The following is a 21,301-nucleotide window of genomic DNA, read 5'->3' as shown; positions in this document are numbered from 1 at the left end:
TTAGCGATATGATTTTTTAGGAAACAGCTTTTCCTGTAGAGAATTGAGCTCAGCGCTCATTTCAGTATCGGCCAGCATCGGCGCTTGGCTCATCCTTTCGGCGAACGTTGTGTGAAGCAGCTGCTGCTCAGGTGCCGTCATGACTTTATGCTTGATCGATTGCCGCATCTGGATGCTCCTAACTGACTAGAATGTACAAATCTAGTATTGCCAGTTAGACGGCTAAATAACCCTTATTTACTATCTATGATCAGTGTTACAGGTCCCCAGTTCGTAAAATTGACATCCATCATCTCACCGAATGCCCCTGTCTCAACTTGCAGTCCTTGCTCCCTCAGCAGCTCGTTAAACTTCTCGTAAAGCGGTTCTGCAAACTCAGGCCTCGCAGCAGCCATGAAGTTTGGACGCCTGCCTTTACGGCAATCTCCATACAAGGTAAACTGCGAAACGGATAATATTTGCCCGCCTGTTTCCAGTACTGACAGATTCATCTTACCTGTTTCATCTTCGAAAATACGCAGTCCGGACACTTTATCCGCCAAATATTTGGCATCTTGCTCCGTATCCTCGCGGGTAATGCCCACAAGCAGCATGAGCCCGTGTTCGATATGGCCTACGACGGATTCATTTACTGTAACTTCAGCTTTCTTGCAACGCTGTACAACAACTCTCATCGCTTTGATAAACTCCTTAAAAACGCCCTTTTGAGTACTCTTTTCGAAAGCAGGGGCTAGGTTTGCATGATCCTCTGCACAGAGTAAACGTCCTTCACGCGCTTAATTTTCTCAACGACTGCCTGCAGGTGATCAATATTTTTGATCTGAATGGTCATATGAATCGTAGCCATCTTATTTTTGTCCGATCGTCCCGAAACCGCAGAAATCATCGTTTTGCTTTCGGAAACAGCCTGCAGTACTTCGTTCAGGAAGCCACGGCGGTCATGCCCCGTGATCTCGATTTCGACATTGAAGTTGGATTCGACAACTTCGGCCCAGTCTACTTCAATGACGCGTTCCTCCTCGCCCATGGTCGTCGGAATATTCGTGCAGTCGGAGCGGTGAACCGACACGCCGCGACCTCGCGTGATATAGCCGATAATCGCGTCTCCCGGAACGGGATTGCAGCATCGCGCAAAGCGGACAAGCAAGTTATCGACACCCTTGACGCGTACGCCATTCGTAGGGCGGCTCTTGCGCTCCTGCGGCTGCGACTTGACCTCTTTAACCTCGTTGGTCAGCTGCAGCACTTGCGCTTCTTCCGCCTCTTTGCGCAGCTTCTCCGTCAGCTTCGTGCATATTTGAGCAGCTGTAATGCCTCCAAAACCAACGGCAGACAGCATGTCTTCTATATCATTGAAATTAAACTTTTTCGCGGCTTCCAGCATCTTCTCGTCGCTCATGAGCGTTGGCGGATCGATCGCCAGACGCTTCAGTTCACGCTCGATCATCTCTTTGCCTTTTTCAACGTTTTCCTCGCGCTTTTCTTTCTTGAACCATTGTTTGATTTTGCTGCGCGCGTGTGAGGATTGTGCGATCTTGACCCAGTCCTGACTAGGTCCGTAAGAGTGCTTGGAGGTTAGAATTTCAACAATATCTCCCGTTTTGAGCTTATGATCCAGCGGTACAATACGGGAATTCACTTTGGCGCCGATTGTCCGATTACCAACTTCGGTATGAATGCGGTAAGCAAAATCAAGCGGCACAGAGCCTGCAGGAAGCTCGATGACTTCCCCTTTCGGGGTAAAGACGAAAACAAGATCAGAGAAGAAATCCATCTTCATGGATTCCATAAATTCCGAAGCGTCGCTCGTTTCTTGCTGCAGCTCCAGAATTTCACGGAACCAGCTCATTTTATCCTCGAAAGTGCCCGCCGGTACGATAGAGCCACCTTCTTTGTAAGCCCAGTGCGCAGCAATACCGAACTCGGACGTTTTGTGCATTTCCCATGTGCGAATTTGTACTTCCAGGGGTTCGCCCTTCGGTCCGATGACGGTCGTATGCAGAGACTGATACATGTTCGGCTTCGGCATGGCGATATAATCTTTAAAACGGCCCGGCATCGGCTTCCATAAGGTGTGAATAATGCCGAGCGAGGCGTAACAATCTTTGATCCCGTCGACAATAACGCGCAGCGCCATGAGATCATAAATTTCATTAAACTGCTTGCCGCGCGAGCTCATTTTTTTATAAATACTGTATAAATGCTTCGGACGCCCGGAAATGTCGCCTTGGATGCCCATTTCTTCGAGTTTCTCTTTAATGCTCTGAATGACGTCCTCGATATATTGTTCGCGCTCGGTACGCTTCTTCTGCATCAAGTTGACGATCCGGTAATATTGCTGCGGATTCAAATATCGGAGTGCGATATCCTCCATTTCCCACTTGATTGTCGAAATACCGAGCCGGTGCGCGATGGGACAAAAAATCTCCAGCGTTTCCTCTGCTATGCGGCGCTGACTCTCTTCAGACTGATATTTGAGCGTGCGCATGTTATGCAGGCGATCCGCCAGTTTGATCAATATGACACGTATGTCCTGCGCCATGGCAACGAACATTTTGCGGTAATTCTCGTTCTGCTGCTCTTCCTTAGACTTAAACTTAATACGCTCCAGCTTGGTCAAACCGTCTACAAGCATGGCGCATGTTTTACCGAATTTATCATGAACGGCTTCGAGCGAAACCGTCGTATCTTCAACGACATCATGTAGCAATGCTGCGATCACCGAGGTGACATCCATCTGCATGTTCACCAGAATATCTGCAACGGCTAAGGGATGCAGAATATAGGGTTCCCCCGATTTGCGTACTTGGCCATGATGGGCTTCATCGGCAAATTCGTAGGCCTCCCGAATTCTTTGCAAGTCATTTTCTTTTAGATAGGTGGCGGCCTTTTCCAATAGCTGCTCTATACCCATGCATCTACCCATTCCCTTTAAAGGTTGTTACACCCATTAGTCGATTTTTATTCATTATGCCTGCAAGGCAGGCTCCGCGTCAACTGCTCACCCGCTTACTTTCGACAAAATCACTCTCTTTTCTTGAAAGGTTTCACTTTTTCATCAAATGTATATGACAGCAGTCTCAGAAGGCCTTAGAAATTCTACTAGTATCAACCAGATGGGGATCAAATAATCCTGTTCCCCTCTTGAATAGAAAGCACCCCATCATTGCCGGCATGGCAAAGGTGAGGTGCTTTTTAATAGACTAATATTGGACTAACGAAACAACATCAATGCCGCCAAGCTTACTTCGACCGTCGAGATAGGACAATTCGATCAAGAATGCCGCACCGACGATTTCGCCGCCAAGCTGCTTGATCAAGTCGATGGAAGTTTGTATCGTACCGCCGGTAGCGAGCAAATCATCGGCAATTAATACCTTTTGGCCTGGTTTGATGCCGTCTTTGTGCATAGCTAATTTATCCTTGCCGTATTCAAGCGCATAATCCGCTTCAATGGTTTCACCAGGCAGTTTGCCGCTTTTGCGGATCGGCACAAAGCCGACTCCCAGTGAGTAAGCCAGCGGCGCGCCGACTACGAAGCCACGGGCTTCCGGGCCTGCAATGACATCGATTTCCTTCTCTTTGACCATCTCTTTCAATTGATCAATCGCCTCTTTATATATGGCGCCGTTTTGAAGCAGTGTAGTTATATCCTTGAAGCGGATACCTGGCTGCGGGAAGTCCGGAATGACGCGGATGTTATCTTTGAAATTCATACAATTTCCTCCATAACTTGGTTTTGTAATTTGATTTGTTCTGCAATCCATTGCTCTAATTCTTTGGCCGACGAATACATGACGATCGATTCGACTTCCTGACGATGCAATCTATCTTGATACAAGCGTGACGTCGTTAAATCTCTTTTCGCTGGTGCCGCTTGCAGTTTAACGATTGCCCCGAGACGCTCAATAAAGCCTAACTCTTCAAAAACCGAAATGATAAATTGTATCATAGCTGGGGAAAGACCAGAACGTCTGCTTAACGCTTGCATGTACCGATGGTCCTGCATATTCAGAGACCCTTCTTTTTGCAAAGTGCCATACAAGAGTTTAAACATATCACGAGACGGCATCGCCACGCTACTATTTGACTCCAATTCTGCAAATACCGCATAACAGCGCATCATGCCTCGCGCCTGCTGAAGTAAGCTCTGCAAGCTTTGTATGCTGCGTGGAGCCGTGTATAACACGACATCCTGCATGCTGGCTAAATCGAGCTCTCTCGCGAGCTCATTGCCCGGCTTTATATGACCGGAGTCCTGTAAAATCCAGTAAGCCAGAGAATCAGCGTGCTGAAATGCCGTAGAAGCAAAGGCGTGAACATCAGCTTCCTCAAAAAGCACGATGGCTGGTATCTGGCCAGCTCCTGCAACTCCTGCAGCTAAAGCTTCCTTCAGACCCGTAAGCTTCGCTTCCAGTTGAGGGACGCCTCGCCAATCGAAAAGCTGCACGTGAGTGATGCGTAAATCCTGCATGACGATTTGCGGCTTACGTACGCCGTTCCATTCGTTGATGGAAAGCTCACCGAGCACATCAAGGCGCGAAGCCGGCGCAATGAAACCGGCGAGGTTTCCTTTGCCGAAGCCTACAGCATCAACGGAGCAGCTAACCTCATCGCGCGCCTCCGTCAGCGCGAGCTTCAGATGCTGCTTCTCTTTGCCCATCGTCCGGACTTCCCCCAACGATAAGTCCGTAAAGACGAATCTCGGCGCCGGGTTCCCCATGCCGAAAGGCGCGAGCTTCTCGAGCTGCTCGATGGCTGTAATCGGAACACCCTGCAGGCTGCAAACCGCATCCGCCTTCAAGAGCGGAATGAAGTCCTGCTCCGTCAACATCGCTGCAGCCAGTTCATTTAGCTTGTGCGCGAACGCCTCCAAATGGCTGCGGTCGAGACTCATGCCGGCTGCCGCTTGATGACCGCCGTAATGGTCAAGCCATTCTTGGCATGCCGTCAATGCTTTGTACAGATCGAAGCCTGCTATGGAACGCGCCGATCCTTTGGCTATACCCGTATTTGGATCAATGCTCAGAACCAGAGTTGGTCTGTAAAATTTCTCAACGATTTTAGAGGCGACAATGCCGACGACCCCAACGTTCCATTCTTCCTTGGCGACGACGATGACTTTATCAAGCCCTAATGCGCGCTGCTGCTCCGCCATCTCCAGCGCTTCCTTCGCCATCTCTTCTACGATGCGCTGCCGCTCTTTGTTCAACATATCCAGCTCGAACGCAATTTGCTCTGCTTCTTGCTCATCGGTTGTGGTAAGCAGCCTCACCGCATCATCCGCACACTCCAGACGCCCGCTTGCATTAATGCGAGGAGCAAGTGAGAATCCGATGTGAGAGGCGGTCACTTCTTTGCGTTCAATGCCCGATACTCCAATTAGCGAGCGGATACCGGCATAAGCGGATGACTGCATGCGTACTAAGCCTTGTTTCACAATGAGACGATTCTCACCTGTCAGCGGCATGAGATCGGCTACCGTACCGAGTGCCGCAAATTCCAGCAGCTCTTCGGGCAGACGGCCAAGGAGCGCATGCGCGAGCTTGAGCGCCACTCCTACTCCCGCCAGATGTTTATACGGATATGAGCATCCTGATTTCTTCGGATTGATGACGGACAGAGCGTCCGGCAGTATCGCCGGCGGTTCGTGATGGTCCGTCACGATAACGTCCATCCCCAGTTCTTGAATATACCGGACTTCATCAACCGCACTAATGCCAGTATCGACAGTAATGATCAGCGATACACCCTGCTCTTTGGCCAGCTCAATCGCTGAACGATTCAGCCCGTAGCCTTCGCGAATCCGATGCGGAATATACGTATCGAAGCGCGCTCCGAGACCTCGCAGCAAATGCGCCATGAGCGACGTACTGCTGACGCCATCGGCATCGTAATCGCCATAAACGCGGATATGTTCATCGTTTTCTAAAGCTTTACGGACTCTTTCCACTGCCGGAAGCATCCCGTCCAATAAAAACGGATCGTGAAAATCATCCGCTCCACCATGTAAAAATTGCTCCGCTTCTTGAATGGTATGTATATCTCGGAGAACGAGCATTTTGGCGACGAGGGGATCCATATGTAAATCGCGGACAAATTTCTCAACGAGCGTTTCATCCGGCTCTCCAATGCTCCATCTTGCCTTTGGGGCTAGCACCTGGTGTGTCCTCCTTCGAGTTCTGCTTAAGCAAAATTCATATCAATGAAAAATATTCGGATAATCGTTCAGCTCAGTATCCGTATTATTTTTGTAAGGATAACCGGCATCATAAGGATTGACATGAACGAAAACGTCCGAAACGTGATGGAATCGCTTCATCAACTGCTGTTTGACCGTTCTTGCGATATCATGCCCTTCCAGCACCGAAATCCTTGGATTAACACTTATTTTGATATCCACGATAACATAATGGCCATGTTCTCTTGCCCGCAAATCATCCACGGTTATAACGCCTTTGATGGTCTGTACGGTCGATACTAGGTCTGCTGCATCCTCATGGTGTAGCACATGATCCATCGTCGTATGTATGGATTCCTTTACTAAAGAATATCCCATTTTGAGAACGAGCAGCGACACGAACAAGCCGGCCAGGGGATCCAAGTAATAAAGCATTTTCACGTTAAAATAATGGCCCAATACAGCTCCGAATACACCTGCTAGAGCCGCAATTGAAGAGTATACATCAGAACGATGCTCCCATGCATTGGTAATTAATGCCTGTGAGTTCAATCGTTTGCCCAGCCGGTATTTGTATTGAAACATCGCCTCTTTTACGATTAGAGAAATTCCGATAGCAATAAGTGCATACGCCCTGGGAGCTTCTTCAACCCCTTGCCATATCGACTTGACGGCTGAAATCCCGATCTCCACGCCAACAACCAGCAGAAGCACAGAGACGACGATGGATGCGATGGACTCCGCCTTCCCATGCCCGTAAGGATGATCTGCGTCAGGCGGTTTCTTGGCCGCTCGAAGACCAATCAGGACCGCAAAGGACCCTGCGACGTCTGAAGCTGAGTGTGCGCTATCCGCAAGCAGCGCCTTGCTTTGTGCCGTGAAACCGACAACGCCCTTGAGTAGCGCAAGGATTGCATTGCCGACAATACCTACCCAGGCTGCGAATTCGGCCTTTTGAAAACGCTCGTCATTCACGTATTGCCACTCCCCCTGAACCGATACAAAGGCCGCGTTAGCATCACGCGGCCGGTTATTATGGTTATTACGCTGCAGCTTTCTTTTTAGAACTTAAAGATTTGCGTTTGAACAAATACCAGAGCGAACAAGCGATAAAGACAGAGGAATAAGCTCCGCTTGTCAAACCGATCAGCTTGGCAAGAGCGAACAGCTTAATGGACTGACTACCGAAAATATAGAGACAGCCGGCAGCTAACAACACGACAAGAACCGTATTGATATTCCGCGCCATCGTTTGCCAAATACTATCATTGACAAGCGCTACAAGATCTTCATCTGTTTTGAGCTTCGCAAATCTCAGGTTCTCGCGGATGCGGTCAAAAATAACGATTTTATCATTAATGGAATAACCGATCGTTGTTAGAACCGCCGCGAGAAACGGCAAATTCACTTCGAGACGGAAAATGGCAAATACGGCGATAACGATTAGAGCATCATGCAAAATTGCAATAATTGCTGCGATTGCAAATCGCCACTCGAAACGAATGCTAACGTATACGCAAATCAGAACACTGGCAATCGCGATGGCGTAGACCGCCTTCATCAATAATTCATTAGCTAGCTGCGGATCTACGGTGTTCACTTCTTTGGACACCTGCGCGCTATAGGCTGTAGCAAATGCGTTCTGTATTTTGGCCACGGCATCATCACTCAAAACGTCATCGAAACGAATCGATACGCGGTCGCTGTTATTACCGCCGATTGTCGGTTCGGCATAACGCGACTTGATTTCGCCGCCTGACGAAAGCTCCTTCATAATCTCGTCTACCTTCGCCTTATCAAGCTGCTTGCCCACAACGAGGTCAATATTCGTTCCGGCTTTAAAATCGACGCCGAAATTCATTCCGGCAAAAAGCATCACGGCCAAACCTGCAATTAAAATAATAGCAGATATAGCAAAATAAATATTACGGCTCTTTACAAAATCGTACTGTTTCTTAAAGCCCACGAATGTCTGCCTCCTTCACTCCGAAATAACTCGGCTTTTTCAGCAAGTTGCCTCGTATGATCAGATGCAGCAGCCATCTGGAGAAGATCACGTTTGTCAGGATACTGATAAGAATACTTATCATCGTAATGACCGCGAATCCGCGGATTGCGCCATTTCCGACGTAGTACAAAACAATACCGGCAATCAGGTTCGTTACGTTTGCATCCATAATCGTGCGGAACGAATGTTTGGAACCGGCTTTCAAAGCAGACAAAATGCTTTTGCCCGCACGAATTTCCTCGCGGATTCTCTCATACGTAATGATGTTGGCATCGACGGCCATCCCTGCTCCCAATACGAGGGCAGCGATGCCCGGCAAAGTCAGCGTCGCATTCATGAAGTCGAAGACAGCAAGCAACACCCAAATATAGGTGATCAATGTAAAAGCGGCCACTAATCCAGGTACACGATAATAGAGCACCATGAACAGGAAAATCAGGATGGAAGCAATCAGACCCGCTCTTGCTGTTTCATGCAAGGAGGCAGTACCTAAGGTCGCGTCAACGCGCTGAATATACTTCTCCGTCAATTTTAGAGGCATAGCGCCCAAGTTGATCAATTTTACCGTTTTGGTCGCTTCTGTCACATTGGTTTGGCTGATGATCGCTGAATCGCTATCGATGGGATAGTTGACAGAAGCCGAAGATTGCAGTTCGTCATCCAAATAAATAGAAAGCGTACTACCCGTCAGTTTCGTCGTGACTTCCTTGAACTTTTGTCTGTCTTTCAATTTAATTTCAACGATCGGCAGATTCGTTTGGGGATCGTAGCTTAATTTCGCCGCGTTTTCAACGAAATCCGTTCCGTTCAGATATACCGTTCCATCCGGTCCTCTAAAGGTCAGAACAGCCGGTTTGGACATCAAACCTCTAACTTCTTCCTCATTCTCTACGCCGGCAAGACGAACGCGAATGCGATCCGTTCCTTCCGTACTCACCTCAGGCTCTGCGACTCCAAGGCTGTCCGCACGCTTGGCAAGACTTTCCGCCGCCTGCGTAAGCGTTTCCTTCGTAAGCGGTTGCCCTGCCGTTAAAGGTTCAGCTGTGTATAGAATTTCAAATCCACCTTTTAAATCCAGGCCAAGCTTAATTCGTTCTACAAGTTTCGGACTCGTTGCCGCAATACTGCCAAGCACAACGATGATCGTCAAAATAAAGAACGAAATTCTTTTCCAATCCAGCATCTCTTGCTTGTCTCCCTTCCATACTCAATATTCCTATTATACTCAGGTGCGAAAATCCAGTCAATTTGCGACATTTTATGTAATGTGCTCAATCCGGCATGAAACCTATGCAGATTCCGACCAAATAAAATAAGCCCTTTTCTTAGAATTGGGCTCCTTTATATACACTTAATGTCATCCAGTTCATGAACTGCGTGGACTTGAGCGATAAAATGTCATTAACGATCTGATGCAGAGGAGGGACGCCGGTCTTCCGGTATTTGTCGCTTACGCAATCCCATATATCTTTGCCGCTGACATGCTCATAGCCTAACATAATGAACTCGTCAACTTTGCTTAAGCATAAGTTCTCGATAACCTCATTCAGCTCATATTCGGAAAGCACAGTCTCGTTATCATCCGCTTCCGCTTCTCTTTCCTCTGTGACCGTCTCCTCGGCCTGTTCACTTTCTTGATCCTCAAGCTCAGCCGGGATTTGATCGTTGTCTTCTCCGTTCATGGGAGGTCCTCCTAAGAGTTTTCCGTCAGGAAAACTGGCATCGTAAGCATAAGCTGAGTTTTCCGTCAGGAAAACTGGCATCGTAAGCATAAGCTGAGTTTTCCGTCAGGAAAACTGGCATCGTAAGCATAAGCTGAGTTTTCCGTCAGGAAAACTGGCGTCGTAAGCGTAGTAAACAACTATTTCGATACCCGTACACCATTTTCCTGCTGGAATACCGACATGTCCATAAAATGTTAGCATGAGCTTGGCCGACCCTCGCATATCCATAAATATAATCACATGGGAAGAGGGAATGGCATTGACCAAGCAGTCGTTTATCCGAGGAACGATGATTCTGCTAGCCGCAGGTATCTTGAACCGCATTCTCGGCTTCATACCGCGCATAACATTGCCGCGTGTCATCGGCGCAGAAGGCATCGGACTGTATCATATGGGTTGGCCGTTCCTATCTGTCATTTTAACCATCGTCATAGGCGGAATTCCCATTGCCATTGCCAAGCTGATCGCCGAGGCCGAAGCCGAGAGGAACGAGACGCGCGTCCGAAGCATTCTTAGAGTTTCTCTATTCCTAACCATAGGCCTAAGCCTTCTCTTTACAGCCGTTTGCGTTGTAGGCGCTTCATGGATCACCAGCCATTTATTAACGGATTCACGGGTTTATTACACCTTTTTGTGCATGAGTCCGATGATTCCGATTATTGGCATCTCCGCTGTGTATCGCGGGTACTTCCAAGGCAGACAGAATATGATTCCAACTGCTACCTCACAGATCGTTGAAACGTTGATTCGTATTGTCATGGTCCTTGTATGCTCTTATATTATGCTCCCTTACGGAATTGAATTTGCCGCAGCAGGAGCGATGGTTGGCGTCATGGCAGGTGAAATCGGAGGGCTCTTCGTGCTCGCCATTCACTATAAACAAAGCAAGAAAACCGCTCCAACATTAGCCAAAGCTCAAATCGGCACGAACAAAACCAACGGCAGATTGTCCAACCTGCGTCGAATTCTCAGGATATCAATTCCAGTAACGGGCAGCAAGCTGATCGGTGCAGGATCATACTTGTTGGAATCCATACTCATTGCCCAGAGCTTGGCCATCGCCGGCATCTCTACATCTATAGCCACGGCGCAATACGGCGCCTTGCAAGGCATGATCATTCCAATTATTTTGCTGCCAAGCGCGCTTACCATGTCGTTATCGGTATCGCTGGTTCCTTCACTCAGCGAAGCTCTTGCTCGCAAGGATATGAAGACCATTCATATGCGCTTGCATCAATCGCTAAGGCTTGCTCTAGTGACCGGCGCTCCGTTTGCTGTACTGATGTTCGTTCTGGCCGAACCCATCTGCGCTTATATGTACAATCAACCTGATGTAGGCGTCATGCTCAAAATGATGGCTCCCGTCGCGTTGTTCATTTATTTCCAAGCACCGTTGCAATCGGCTCTTCAAGCATTGAACAAGCCTGGTGCCGCTTTAATTAATACATTAATTGGTTCCACCATCAAGTTGATCCTCATTTACTGGCTGGCCAGCAAGCCTGAAATGGGCATACGCGGAGCCGTATTCGCCATTAATGTGAACATCGTACTGGTTACGCTTCTTCACTGGAACAGCATTGTAAGGCTTTTGAAATTCCGTATGGAAGGCATCGATTTTGTCAAAATTACGGCGGCCATGGCTCTTTCAGGTTTTTGCAGCTATGTGGTCATGTATACTCCTTGGTCATCCGTGGGTTGGCTGCGTTTTACGGTCTCCTGCCTGATCGGCTTAATCATGTACTTGTTATTTATCGTTCTGTTCCGCCTAATCAGTCAAAATGATATTACACGTTTGTTAAAGATCGGCAAGAAGTTCATTCGTTAACGATTATCTTTTCCGGTCTAAGAACAATCGGCCGCGGTGATCAATCGAACAATAAAACACTTCTTTGAAGTCTTTGGCTCCTTTAGCTTGAAGTTGATTTTTGAGCCAGAACCGTGTTTTGCCGATTTTTTCGAGATTCTCATCCTGTACTTTCCCGTCCATAATAAGAGGCAGCGGAAGGCCTTCGAATCGGATCGTTCCTTTCCCCCCGTCATCGGCAACAGCTGCCTCTTTTAATTCTTTTTCCACGACGCTAAGCTTACCCGAAGGCTCCAACACGGCAAATTCAACATCAGCCACATTCATTATCTTGTTCTGTCTAAGCTGCAGCATCAAATCATCCAGATTGTAACGATGTTTCTTCATTTCCTCACGATTGATCGCCCCATTCGAAATTAACACGCTTGGCTTCCCATCGAAAAGAACTCTAAGCGATCTGCTCTTCAAGGTAATAAAAGCGATCACAACCTGGATCAGCACAAGCGTTGCCATTGGAACAAGCCCATCCATCAGCGGTTTCCGGGAATCTTCAAGAACGAAAACTGCAATTTCGGCGATCATGATTGATATAACCAAATCAAACAGCGAAAGCTTGCCGATTTCCCGCTTCCCCATAATACGCAGCATAAGAAATACGACGAAATAGATTAGCACGGTACGTAAAAAAATGGTCAGAATATCCATCGATTGAGCCTCCCTATCTTAAGCTTAGTGCTTACCGGAGTTCAATGGTATTCTGACCGCTGGTGTACTTCGTCATGCAGATTTTAGGTATTCAATTGTTGGCAATTAAAGCAAAAATACGTTGATATAGATCGTTGATACAATGAGGAGCACGAGTGAAAGCGGCGCTGCGACGATGAAATAATCCCTTTGCGAAAATCTAATTCCATCCTGCTCCGCAAGACCTGCTGTGAACATACCTGCTATGGAACCTAATAATGTTGCACTGCTTCCTATCGCGGCACCAATCAATAACGACCACCAGAGTGGTGTTACCGGAACATTATTTACACCTGACAGCATTTCACCAGCGTGATCAATAACAGGTATCATGGCTGCCACATAAGGAATGTTGTCCATCATGGCCGATCCGAAACTTGTCAGCCACAGCACCAGCATCGATAGGAATGTAACGCTGCCTTGACTGATTTCAAGCCCCCTCGCAGCTATAAAGCCGCTAATCCCAGCATGAGCAAGTCCTCCTGCCATAATAAATAAACCAAAGAAGAATACAATCTGTGAGTCCATGACTCCTTGCAGTACAGAGCGATAGTCTTTTCCTTTCATAATACGAACGATCTCTTTGTAATCCACTATCATCAGGGCTACAGCTCCGCCCGCACCTATATAAGAAGCTTTCCAGCCAAGTATGCCTTGCAGTACAAATGCAACCAATGTAACTGCAGCGACCGCACTTCCGCCAATCAGTAAAGTTCGATCCGTTGCCAAATATGAAGATGGCTGGAAGTTTAGGGGTTCTCGTTTGTATGTCTCAGCCACAATCATTCTTTTTCCATAGAAGAGCCACAGCCCCATATACACAATACCAAGCATAATCAACGCTAGCGGTGCAAGAGCAATGAGAAATTGCCCCATCGTTAAAGGCTCGACAGCACCGACCATACGATTCGGTATATTCCCCAAAACCGTTGCCGCTCCGCCGATGTTTGCGGAAATTACAATCGAGATTAGGAACGGAACGGGGGATAGCTTCATCATCTTCGTGATTTTTAATACAACAGGAACAATAACGGCAACGGCCAGCAAAGCATCCAGCAATGCTGAAGTTACCGCAGCAAGAACAGACAAACCTAGTATTATCGTAAATGGTTGAAGCCGGAATTTGTGAATGATCGCACTTGTCGAATAGGCGATAAGTCCGGTTTTCTGGAAAATCCCCGAGATGATGAATAAGCTTGCGATGAGGATAAGTGCATGCCAGTTGGCATAAGTGGAGACGGCTTTTCCTATAGGGACGATTCCCAGCAGAACCATCAGCAATGCACCGCCTAAGACGGTATAATTCCGGTTCCATTTTTCTACTAACAAACTTACATAGGCAGCTGCAAAAATAAGAATGCCCAAAATTGCTTGCCACATTACCGGCCCTTGAGAAAACTCTGTCATTTACTCACTTCCCTTCAAACAGTCTGTACTAATTCTATGTGCTTGGCCATACAATGATGATAACGGAAACATCGAATATAAGAAAGGAAAGGTGCCTATGAACCCTATGAAAACGGTCACTCAGGTTCGAATTACATCTCCATTATTTTCCGGACTTGTATATTCATTAATCATCATGACAATCGGTACACTAGTGACATCTTTATTTTTATTGCTTACAAGCACGCAAGAGAGTTCTTTGCATTCCCTGACAACGATCATTCACGCCGCCTCGTTGTTTATTGGCGGTTGGGTGGCCGGCAAACGAGCAGGCAGTAGAGGCTGGTACTACGGTGGAATGCTTGGCATCGTATACTTTGTCCTTATTTTCTTGGTAGGTTTCCTCGCTTTTGATGCCGGACTCAACTTGCAATCTCTTCAGCTTCTAGCCATTTTATTCGTATCCGGCGCACTGGGCGGCATGCTTGGCGTGAATACGCGCAAATAAGACGTTTCCGTGAAAATATCACCTTCCCCCTCCGAATGTGATATAATGTCATAGTTCTTGACGCATCTCATTTCCATTTTTAGGGGGAAAACACCATGAGTCCCTTTGGGTCCATGACGCATGCAACCGTTTATATCGTCATTACCATCTTCGCTTTCCTTATGTTAGCGACACGCGCCAATCCGTTTGCTATAGCCGGAAACTTTGTTCAAGAGATTTTCACTTCACGTAAGTACCTATTTCATTTCGTAGCCCTGATCACCATTCTGTTCTTTAACAAAGTGGAGATGTGGATTGAAAAAGGAATGGATTATAAAGCTGATTTTACAAAATCCATTTATCGCATTGAAGGCAACTTCGTTGCATCGATCCAGCACTTTTTTCATCAAGACATTTTGACTTTTGTCAGCAGTTATTTTTATGTCGTTGTTTTTCCAGCCATCATGATTGCTTCTATCGGGCTCTATACGTACCAGAAAAACTACAAGCTTTTCTATGCCATCTGCTATGCGTTAATGTTCAATTATATGATCGCCATACCGTTCTATCTGTTTTTTCCGGTTAACGAGGTGTGGTCGTTCCATCCGAATGTGAAACTTCTTATCCTGGATGTATTCCCGACGTTCGAGCGGGACTATCGTCCTCTGTCCGGTTTGGATAATTGCTTCCCAAGCTTGCATACCTCGATTTCGGTATCCATGGCCGTTATCGCGGTGAAAAGCAGGAACACGTTTTGGAAAATTTTCGTACCTTGCTCAGCGGCATTCATTATCTTTACAATCTTCTATCTCGGCATTCATTGGTTGTCGGATATGTGTGCAGGCATTGTACTTGGCGTCGTGGCGGCGAGACTTGCTCTTCGAATTGCCGAAGGCCGTTTGGTGCTTGGCGAGCGAGCGCTGCTTCAACGGTTAAAGAAAAACGAATACTAATGAAATGCCAAACAAAAAGCGAGAACCTGAATGTAGGATCTCGCTTTTTGTTGTATTTTCCGGAATTATTCCTTAGCCGCACTCTGAGTGACGGAGTTGATTGCGGAACGATCAAACGTCATTTTCGTCGCATCGTTGACGCGAAGAACGCAAGTGTCGTCCGTGATTTCCATGATCGTGCCATGAAGTCCACCGATGGTAACGACCTTGTCCCCTTTTTTCAGCGCCCCAAGCATTTGATTGCGGGTTTTTTGTCTTTTTTGCTGTGGACGAATAAGTAAGAAGTAAAGCACTACAAACATGAGCACTAGCGGCCCGTATGTATACAAATATCCTAGCGCGCCTTGGTTCGTTTGCGCAGTTTCAGCCAATAGAAACATGGGTATCCTCCTTTCTTAAAATCCTCTTTCATTATCATTCAGCCCATAGGATTCGAAAAAAGCGTCGCGGAAATCAAGCAAACGATCGTCCATAATCGCTTGTCTCACATCGCGCATGAGCTGTAATAGAAAGTGAAGGTTATGATAAGTAGTCAGCCTGATCCCGAAGGTTTCATCCGCTTTAATCAAGTGTCGAATATAAGCTCTGCTGTAATTCTGACAAGTGTAACAGGTGCATTTCGGGTCAAGTGGACCAAAGTCTTCCGCGTACTTGGCGTTCCGGACGACCAATCTGCCTTCGCTTGTCATGCAAGTCCCATTCCGGGCGATACGCGTTGGGAGGACACAGTCGAACATATCAATGCCGCGGATAGCGCCTTCAATTAAAGCGTCAGGAGAACCAACCCCCATCAAATAACGGGGCTTATTAACAGGAAGCAGCGGTGTCGTGTAATCGAGAACCTCATACATCAAGTGCTTAGGCTCGCCTACACTCAGTCCACCAATAGCATACCCCGGAAAATCCATGGAAGTCAACTGCTGTGCGCTTTGACGTCGCAAATCCTCGTACATGCCGCCCTGAACGATGGCGAACAATCCTTGGTCCTCAGGTCTCGCATGACTTTGCAAACAGCGCTCAGCCCAGCGGGAAGTCCGTTCTAATGATTTTTTCAGGTAGTCATACTCAGCCGGATAAGGCGGACATTCGTCAAAAGCCATCATAATATCAGAGCCGAGGGCATTCTGAATTTCCATTGCTTTCTCCGGAGAGAGAAACAGCTTGTCTCCGTTCAAGTGCGACTTGAACTGAACGCCTTCTTCCGTGATTTTACGGATATCGCTCAAGCTGAATACTTGAAAGCCTCCGCTATCCGTCAGTATCGGGCGATCCCAATTCATGAATTTATGAAGGCCGCCTGCAGCTTTGACGAGTTCGTGGCCAGGCCGCAAAAAGAGATGGTACGTGTTACTTAAAATAATATGCGCGTCCATCGTTTTCAATTCCTCTGGGCTCATCGTTTTCACTGTAGCTTGCGTTCCCACCGGCATGAAAGCAGGCGTTTCGATGACGCCATGCGGCGTATGGACACGGCCAAGACGCGCTCCAGACTGTTTACAAGTTTTGATTGGTTCGTATGTTACTGCTGCTGCCAATATATCCACGTCCTATTCTAATAAATAAACATAGCATCGCCAAAGCTGAAGAACCGATACTCCTCTTTGACCGCTTGCCGATACGCTTCCATCACATGCTCTTTGCCGGCTAAGGCGCTGATTAACATCAGCAGCGTCGATTTGGGCAGATGGAAATTCGTAAGCAATGCGTCAACCGCTTGAAACGAATATCCAGGGTAAATGAAAATGCTGGTCCAGCCTGAAGAGGGATGAATTTCGGCACCGTTGCTGAGCTGGGCTGCCGTTTCCAGCGTCCGTGCTGATGTAGTGCCGACAGCTACAACACGCTTGCCTTTAGCTTTGGTTGCATGAATGAGCGCAGCGGTTTCCGGTGACAGCTCGTAATATTCCGCATGCATCTGATGCTCCTCGACCTTGTTCACCGAGACTGGACGAAAAGTGCCTAATCCTACATGCAGAGTTACAAAAGCAATTTGGACGCCCTTGGCGCGGAGAAGCTCCAAGTAGGCTTCGGTAAAGTGCAGTCCAGCGGTTGGTGCAGCCGCGGACCCTTCATGCTTCGCATACACGGTTTGATAGCGTTCCTTCTCAGGCAGCTGCTCCTTGATATACGGCGGGAGGGGCATTGTTCCCAGCTTGTCCAAAATTTCATTGAAGATACCGCTGTAGCTGAACCGAAGCGTACGGGCACCCATCTCGCCTTCCTCCAACACTTCTGCTGTCAGCAATGGTTCAGCATCTATCGCGGCTTCGACTCCGAATACAACAACCGCCCCTTGTTTCATTCGCTTGCCCGGTTTTACCAGCGCTTCCCACCGGTCTTCGCCAAGAGGCTTCAGAAGCAATATTTCGACCTTGGCGCCCGTATCTTTTTTCATACCAAAAAGCCGGGCTGGAATGACTCGCGTATCATTCATGACGAGTAAATCCCCGGCTTCCAGATAATCAGCCAATTGTTCAAACTTCTGGTGGGTGATCGCACCCGTTTGTTTATTTAACGTAAGCAGCCTGGACGCCGTGCGATCCAGCAAAGGCGTCTGGGCAATTAATGAGTCGGGAAGTTCAAAATCAAAAGCTTGTACATCCATTATGCGCATTCATTCCTTAGTTATGTTGACTCCAGCGTAATAAGTCTGAAGTATTTTCTGATAATTATACCCGAGTTCCGCATAGCCTCTGGCTCCCCATTGTGACATGCCGAGACCGTGTCCGAATCCTGTTCCCCTGAAAATGAACTGCTTGCCTTGGACGGCCCCTGTACTAGGAGCCTGTGGCCCAGCGTTAGATGATGATGAACCGGACGAGCCAAGAGACGTTACATCGGTTTTCTTAATAGCCACCGGTTGCGACTGTCCGCCTGATAGCACATAGACCGAATCCGAAGTATCGTTACTGCCCCCTGTTCCACCCGCTCCTGCAATAGCCAGGCCGGCAGCTTTAGGAGTACTACCAGTATAACTTCCCGCTTGTTCAATTTCAAACCGGGTACTGGGAAGTCCTCCAAGGACACTGCGCAGCGCATCCGGATATTGCACCTTAACGACTGAACCGTTTGCTTTAAGCTCCGTTACTCTTCCGGACGGGCCGCGTTTTGAAATTTCCAATGAATGCAAGTCGCCGCTTATCGCAACGCCTGCCGCAGCCAGCTTGCTTTTGATCTCATCGGCACTGTAAGGTCCCCGTACCCAAGAAAATGCGTTGGATTCCTTTTCCTGTCCAAGAATGACCACTCGCTCTTTAACGGTCAACTGGTAGATGGAAGGATTGGCGGAATTGTCCACATACGGAGCCAAACGTACATTCACACCGGTTTCGGTTGCTTCGTAGTAAGCAGCGCCCTCCTTGTTTTTGGCTCCCGTATCCTTCAAATACATGGAGTGGACATATGCGGCTCTGCCGTCGTCCAGCTGGACGCGATACCAGGTGGCTTTTCCTTTTTCGGCGCCGTCATCCGGGCTTGGCACACTGCGTAAGTAGGCAGCCGGATTCCCCCATACCTCGGAGGGATCGGCTGTCATGCCGCCAGCATTGGATGAAAAAACGGGTGTGATCAGTCCGTTTTTATCGGTCAGCACTTCGCTCCTCGTCGCTTCAACGGCTTGAATACCGGCTGCAAACTCTCGCTGCATACCGTAATAAGCTTGATCCATGGTCGAATCCGTTACTTGTGCGATCTCATATTTATTTCCCTGTTTGAGCGCGTAGGTGCGGGCAGCAACAACCTGTGCCTTCAGGGCTTCCGCTGGCCAGCCAGAATTGAGCTCGGAGCCAACGACGGCGTATAAATATTGTTCAAGCGGAAGTTCATTAATAAGTGCCAGCTTATCATGAAAAGCACTTACTTCCATGTCGCCGCGATAGCTGCGCTCTGCTCGTTCTTTGACGGTTATCCCGACACCTTTCGGATGAATCCATGTCTTCTGTGCTGCTATCCCTCCTGCAAAGTGGGGAACCGAAACGGTTCCGTTGCTTGAAGCTGTTACATCCGCTCGGCGCAACAAATAGGAAGCTTGCACATTAGCGGATTGCAAGGGGACATTCGGTGCCGCTTTCAGCGCTTGCTCTTTGACAACGCCCAATTGTTCTGCAGTCGCTTCGCTGCCGACCCAGACGCCGTAAACGAGATTGCCGCTCGCATCTTCCTGCAAGACCACGTCTGCGTTCAATCCTGCTTGCCCGTAAACGCCAACCTGTTGAATGGCAGCCGCCTCGGTAGCATAGATTCCCGCGCTCCAATGCAGCGGTCCGGTCAAAACCGGCAAAGCTGACTTGGTTAAAGCGGCGATTGTGCTGTCTTTTAGCGCCTGCAGCTTAGCACCCTCCGCCGCCTCTTTTGTTGGAAAACTGCCGTAGAACACCTGGTACACGGTTCTTCCTTGCTTCACTCGGCTAAGCACATAGCCGTCCGCTTGCATCGTCGCCAATTTCGTATGTAATGCCTTAGCTGCCGTGAAATCTGCTGTTTCTAACATCAATACGCTGTATTGATCTAACGAAACACGAATGGCTGAAGCATCGGTGGTGGATACCCATGTTTTGGCAGATATTTCTGTTCCGGAACCGCGAACTCCAATCTCCAGCCCACTGGCAGAGGACAAGGTCACAACAGGTTCTACTAAACTGTATTTATTGGAATCTATGAAAATGGCCACGCGAATCAGATCTGAATGTGGGACACCATCCGCATGTACTTCCTTCTGAAGGACGGGATATATTCCAAGAGTCATAACCGTCGTTGTCATCAGTACGACAGTCTTAAGGTTAAGCAGCTTGCTCCATCTCATTCGACAAAAATTCCTTTCTTTCGCTGGGTTTCTAGTAAGTTAGACTCTACGAACGTCAAGAAGTTTTGTTTAGTAGAGCAATAACAAACAAAAAAAATGAACAGTCGATATGTACTTTTGCAAAGAAAATCGACCGCTTAGTTTGGCAAAAAAAATCTCTTGCCGCCTTTCAGCAGAGGCAAGAGTCGTATTATTTCGGTTCCGGCATCGGCAAGCCGAGATGCTGGTAAGCCAGCGGCGTTACTATACGGCCGCGCGGGGTTCGCTGCAAAAAGCCGATTTGCAGCAAATAAGGCTCGTAGACATCCTCGATCGTCTGACTCTCTTCCCCGATCGTCGCTGCGATTGTTTCCAGGCCGACAGGACCGCCCTGGAAACTCTGAATAATCGCGCGCAGCATCTTATGGTCGATCTCATCGAGGCCGAGATCATCGACCTGGATGAGCTTCAGCGCGGTCTTGGCGATGTCGAGGGTGATAATGCCATCACCCTTGACCTGCGCGAAATCGCGCACCCGCTTCAGCAAGCGGTTCGCGATTCGCGGCGTTCCGCGCGAGCGCATGCCGATCTCGCGTGCGGCTTCGCCGATGATGCCGACCTGCAGGATGTCGGCCGTCCGGCTGACGATATAGGTGAGCTCGTCCACCGTATAGAACTCCAGCCGGCTGACGACGCCAAAGCGGTCGCGCAGCGGCGCCGACAGCAGGCCGACACGCGTCGTCGCGCCGACCAGCGTGAAAGCCGGCAAGTCCAGACGTACCGAGCGTGCGCTCGGCCCCTTGCCGATGATAATGTCAAGGGCATAATCCTCCATCGCCGGATACAGTACCTCTTCCACCGTACGGTGGAGACGGTGAATCTCGTCGATGAAGAGCACGTCGCCCTCCTGCAAATTCGTCAGGATGGCAGCCAGATCCCCCGGTCTCTCAATAGCAGGACCGGAGGTTGTTCGTATATTCACGCCAAGCTCATTGGCGATGATGTTCGACAACGTCGTTTTACCGAGCCCAGGCGGTCCGTAGAGCAGCACGTGGTCGAGCGCTTCCTTGCGCATTTTGGCCGCTTCGATATAGACCTTCAGGTTCTCCTTTGCCTGCTTCTGGCCGATATATTCGGCCAAATAACGGGGACGCAGGCTGTATTCGATCGCTGTATCCTCCATCATCAAGTTAGCCGAAATAATTCGGTCATTATCCATGGTGTTACCTCCTCT

At 48.4% G+C, this 21,301-nt stretch carries 19 protein-coding genes; 3 read left to right on the top strand and 16 right to left on the bottom strand.

Translation table 11 applies throughout. The annotated features are described in order from the left end of the window. The 9 genes from ICC18_RS16465 to ICC18_RS34565 form a co-directional block, all read right to left on the bottom strand. On the bottom strand, positions 1–168 hold the full coding sequence (locus tag ICC18_RS16465; protein ID WP_188175532.1) for a hypothetical protein: 168 nt from the start codon (positions 166–168) through the stop codon (positions 1–3). A 65-nt stretch (positions 169–233) separates the two neighbouring features. Beyond that, positions 234–674 carry a D-aminoacyl-tRNA deacylase gene (gene dtd / locus ICC18_RS16460; RefSeq protein WP_188175531.1) on the bottom strand — a complete coding sequence of 147 codons (441 nt, stop codon included), beginning with the start codon at positions 672–674 and terminating at the stop codon, positions 234–236. 56 nt (positions 675–730) lie between these two features. Beyond that, a complete protein-coding gene (locus tag ICC18_RS16455) occupies positions 731–2,914 on the bottom strand; it encodes a RelA/SpoT family protein (protein ID WP_188175530.1) in 2,184 nt (727 codons plus the stop codon). A 289-nt stretch (positions 2,915–3,203) separates the two neighbouring features. Next, entirely contained in the window at positions 3,204–3,716 is a 513-nt protein-coding gene (locus ICC18_RS16450; protein ID WP_188175529.1) for an adenine phosphoribosyltransferase, read from the bottom strand. Further along, positions 3,713–6,160, bottom strand: coding sequence for a single-stranded-DNA-specific exonuclease RecJ (gene recJ / locus ICC18_RS16445; RefSeq protein WP_188175528.1), 2,448 nt, complete (start codon positions 6,158–6,160; stop codon positions 3,713–3,715). The genes ICC18_RS16450 and recJ overlap by 4 nt, the downstream gene beginning before the upstream one ends. 42 nt (positions 6,161–6,202) lie before the next feature. Further along, on the bottom strand, positions 6,203–7,156 hold the full coding sequence (locus tag ICC18_RS16440; RefSeq protein ID WP_188175527.1) for a cation diffusion facilitator family transporter: 954 nt from the start codon (positions 7,154–7,156) through the stop codon (positions 6,203–6,205). A 67-nt stretch (positions 7,157–7,223) separates the two neighbouring features. Beyond that, complete coding sequence (secF, locus tag ICC18_RS16435) at positions 7,224–8,147, bottom strand: protein translocase subunit SecF (protein WP_188175526.1); 924 nt, start codon at positions 8,145–8,147, stop codon at positions 7,224–7,226. Further along, positions 8,137–9,369 carry a protein translocase subunit SecD gene (secD, locus tag ICC18_RS16430; RefSeq protein WP_188175716.1) on the bottom strand — a complete coding sequence of 411 codons (1,233 nt, stop codon included), beginning with the start codon at positions 9,367–9,369 and terminating at the stop codon, positions 8,137–8,139. Before secD ends, secF begins: the two co-directional genes overlap by 11 nt. A 145-nt stretch (positions 9,370–9,514) precedes the next feature. Continuing rightward, the gene (locus ICC18_RS34565) at positions 9,515–9,757 is read right to left on the bottom strand and encodes a post-transcriptional regulator (RefSeq protein ID WP_376745644.1); all 243 of its coding nucleotides are present in this window, start codon (positions 9,755–9,757) and stop codon (positions 9,515–9,517) included. Positions 9,758–10,172: 415 nt separating this feature from the next. Between ICC18_RS34565 and spoVB the strand changes: the two genes are divergently transcribed. Further along, entirely contained in the window at positions 10,173–11,738 is a 1,566-nt protein-coding gene (gene spoVB, locus ICC18_RS16420) for a stage V sporulation protein B (RefSeq protein ID WP_188175715.1), read from the top strand. A 3-nt stretch (positions 11,739–11,741) separates the two neighbouring features. Here the strand turns inward: spoVB and ICC18_RS16415 are convergent, their stop codons facing one another. Together ICC18_RS16415 and ICC18_RS16410 are read right to left on the bottom strand one after the other, a co-directional pair. After that, a complete protein-coding gene (locus ICC18_RS16415; protein ID WP_188175524.1) occupies positions 11,742–12,422 on the bottom strand; it encodes a DUF421 domain-containing protein in 681 nt (226 codons plus the stop codon). A gap of 105 nt (positions 12,423–12,527) precedes the next feature. Continuing rightward, complete coding sequence (locus ICC18_RS16410; RefSeq protein ID WP_188175523.1) at positions 12,528–13,868, bottom strand: ArsB/NhaD family transporter; 1,341 nt, start codon at positions 13,866–13,868, stop codon at positions 12,528–12,530. Between the two features lie 97 nt (positions 13,869–13,965). Here ICC18_RS16410 and ICC18_RS16405 point away from each other — a divergent pair, with 97 nt between their 5' ends. Together ICC18_RS16405 and ICC18_RS16400 are read left to right on the top strand one after the other, a co-directional pair. Then, a complete protein-coding gene (locus ICC18_RS16405) occupies positions 13,966–14,355 on the top strand; it encodes a TIGR04086 family membrane protein (RefSeq protein WP_188175522.1) in 390 nt (129 codons plus the stop codon). Between the two features lie 95 nt (positions 14,356–14,450). Beyond that, a complete protein-coding gene (locus tag ICC18_RS16400) occupies positions 14,451–15,287 on the top strand; it encodes a phosphatase PAP2 family protein (protein ID WP_188175521.1) in 837 nt (278 codons plus the stop codon). A gap of 65 nt (positions 15,288–15,352) precedes the next feature. Here the strand turns inward: ICC18_RS16400 and yajC are convergent, their stop codons facing one another. The 5 genes from yajC to ruvB all read right to left on the bottom strand — a co-directional run bounded on the left by yajC (position 15,353) and on the right by ruvB (position 21,286). Continuing rightward, complete coding sequence (gene yajC, locus ICC18_RS16395) at positions 15,353–15,667, bottom strand: preprotein translocase subunit YajC (protein ID WP_188175520.1); 315 nt, start codon at positions 15,665–15,667, stop codon at positions 15,353–15,355. Between the two features lie 15 nt (positions 15,668–15,682). Further along, positions 15,683–16,822: a tRNA guanosine(34) transglycosylase Tgt gene (gene tgt, locus ICC18_RS16390; RefSeq protein WP_188175519.1), complete on the bottom strand. Its 1,140-nt coding sequence runs from the start codon at positions 16,820–16,822 to the stop codon at positions 15,683–15,685. Positions 16,823–16,839: 17 nt separating this feature from the next. Next, on the bottom strand, positions 16,840–17,892 hold the full coding sequence (gene queA, locus ICC18_RS16385) for a tRNA preQ1(34) S-adenosylmethionine ribosyltransferase-isomerase QueA (RefSeq protein WP_188175518.1): 1,053 nt from the start codon (positions 17,890–17,892) through the stop codon (positions 16,840–16,842). Between the two features lie 9 nt (positions 17,893–17,901). Further along, complete coding sequence (locus ICC18_RS16380) at positions 17,902–20,088, bottom strand: SpoIID/LytB domain-containing protein (protein ID WP_223192624.1); 2,187 nt, start codon at positions 20,086–20,088, stop codon at positions 17,902–17,904. 190 nt (positions 20,089–20,278) lie between these two features. Then, entirely contained in the window at positions 20,279–21,286 is a 1,008-nt protein-coding gene (gene ruvB / locus ICC18_RS16375; RefSeq protein ID WP_188175517.1) for a Holliday junction branch migration DNA helicase RuvB, read from the bottom strand. Positions 21,287–21,301: the final 15 nt, after the last annotated feature.

The sequence above is a fragment of the Paenibacillus sedimenti genome (genome assembly GCF_014534655.1).
GTDB lineage: Bacteria > Bacillota > Bacilli > Paenibacillales > NBRC-103111 > Paenibacillus_E > Paenibacillus_E sedimenti.
This window is presented reverse-complemented; position numbering and strand designations above follow the sequence as displayed.

Bases quoted from the DNA above. Each gene is read 5' to 3' on its own strand.
- ICC18_RS16465 (WP_188175532.1), bottom strand. From the start codon at position 168: ATGCGGCAATCGATCAAGCATAAAGTCATGACGGCACCTGAGCAGCAG.
- dtd (WP_188175531.1), bottom strand. From the start codon at position 674: ATGAGAGTTGTTGTACAGCGTTGCAAGAAAGCTGAAGTTACAGTAAAT.
- ICC18_RS16455 (WP_188175530.1), bottom strand. From the start codon at position 2,914: ATGGGTATAGAGCAGCTATTGGAAAAGGCCGCCACCTATCTAAAAGAA.
- ICC18_RS16450 (WP_188175529.1), bottom strand. From the start codon at position 3,716: ATGAATTTCAAAGATAACATCCGCGTCATTCCGGACTTCCCGCAGCCA.
- ICC18_RS16415 (WP_188175524.1), bottom strand. From the start codon at position 12,422: ATGGATATTCTGACCATTTTTTTACGTACCGTGCTAATCTATTTCGTC.
- ICC18_RS16410 (WP_188175523.1), bottom strand. From the start codon at position 13,868: ATGACAGAGTTTTCTCAAGGGCCGGTAATGTGGCAAGCAATTTTGGGC.
- ICC18_RS16405 (WP_188175522.1), top strand. From the start codon at position 13,966: ATGAACCCTATGAAAACGGTCACTCAGGTTCGAATTACATCTCCATTA.
- ICC18_RS16400 (WP_188175521.1), top strand. From the start codon at position 14,451: ATGAGTCCCTTTGGGTCCATGACGCATGCAACCGTTTATATCGTCATT.
- yajC (WP_188175520.1), bottom strand. From the start codon at position 15,667: ATGTTTCTATTGGCTGAAACTGCGCAAACGAACCAAGGCGCGCTAGGA.
- queA (WP_188175518.1), bottom strand. From the start codon at position 17,892: ATGGATGTACAAGCTTTTGATTTTGAACTTCCCGACTCATTAATTGCC.
- ICC18_RS16380 (WP_223192624.1), bottom strand. From the start codon at position 20,088: ATGAGATGGAGCAAGCTGCTTAACCTTAAGACTGTCGTACTGATGACA.
- ruvB (WP_188175517.1), bottom strand. From the start codon at position 21,286: ATGGATAATGACCGAATTATTTCGGCTAACTTGATGATGGAGGATACA.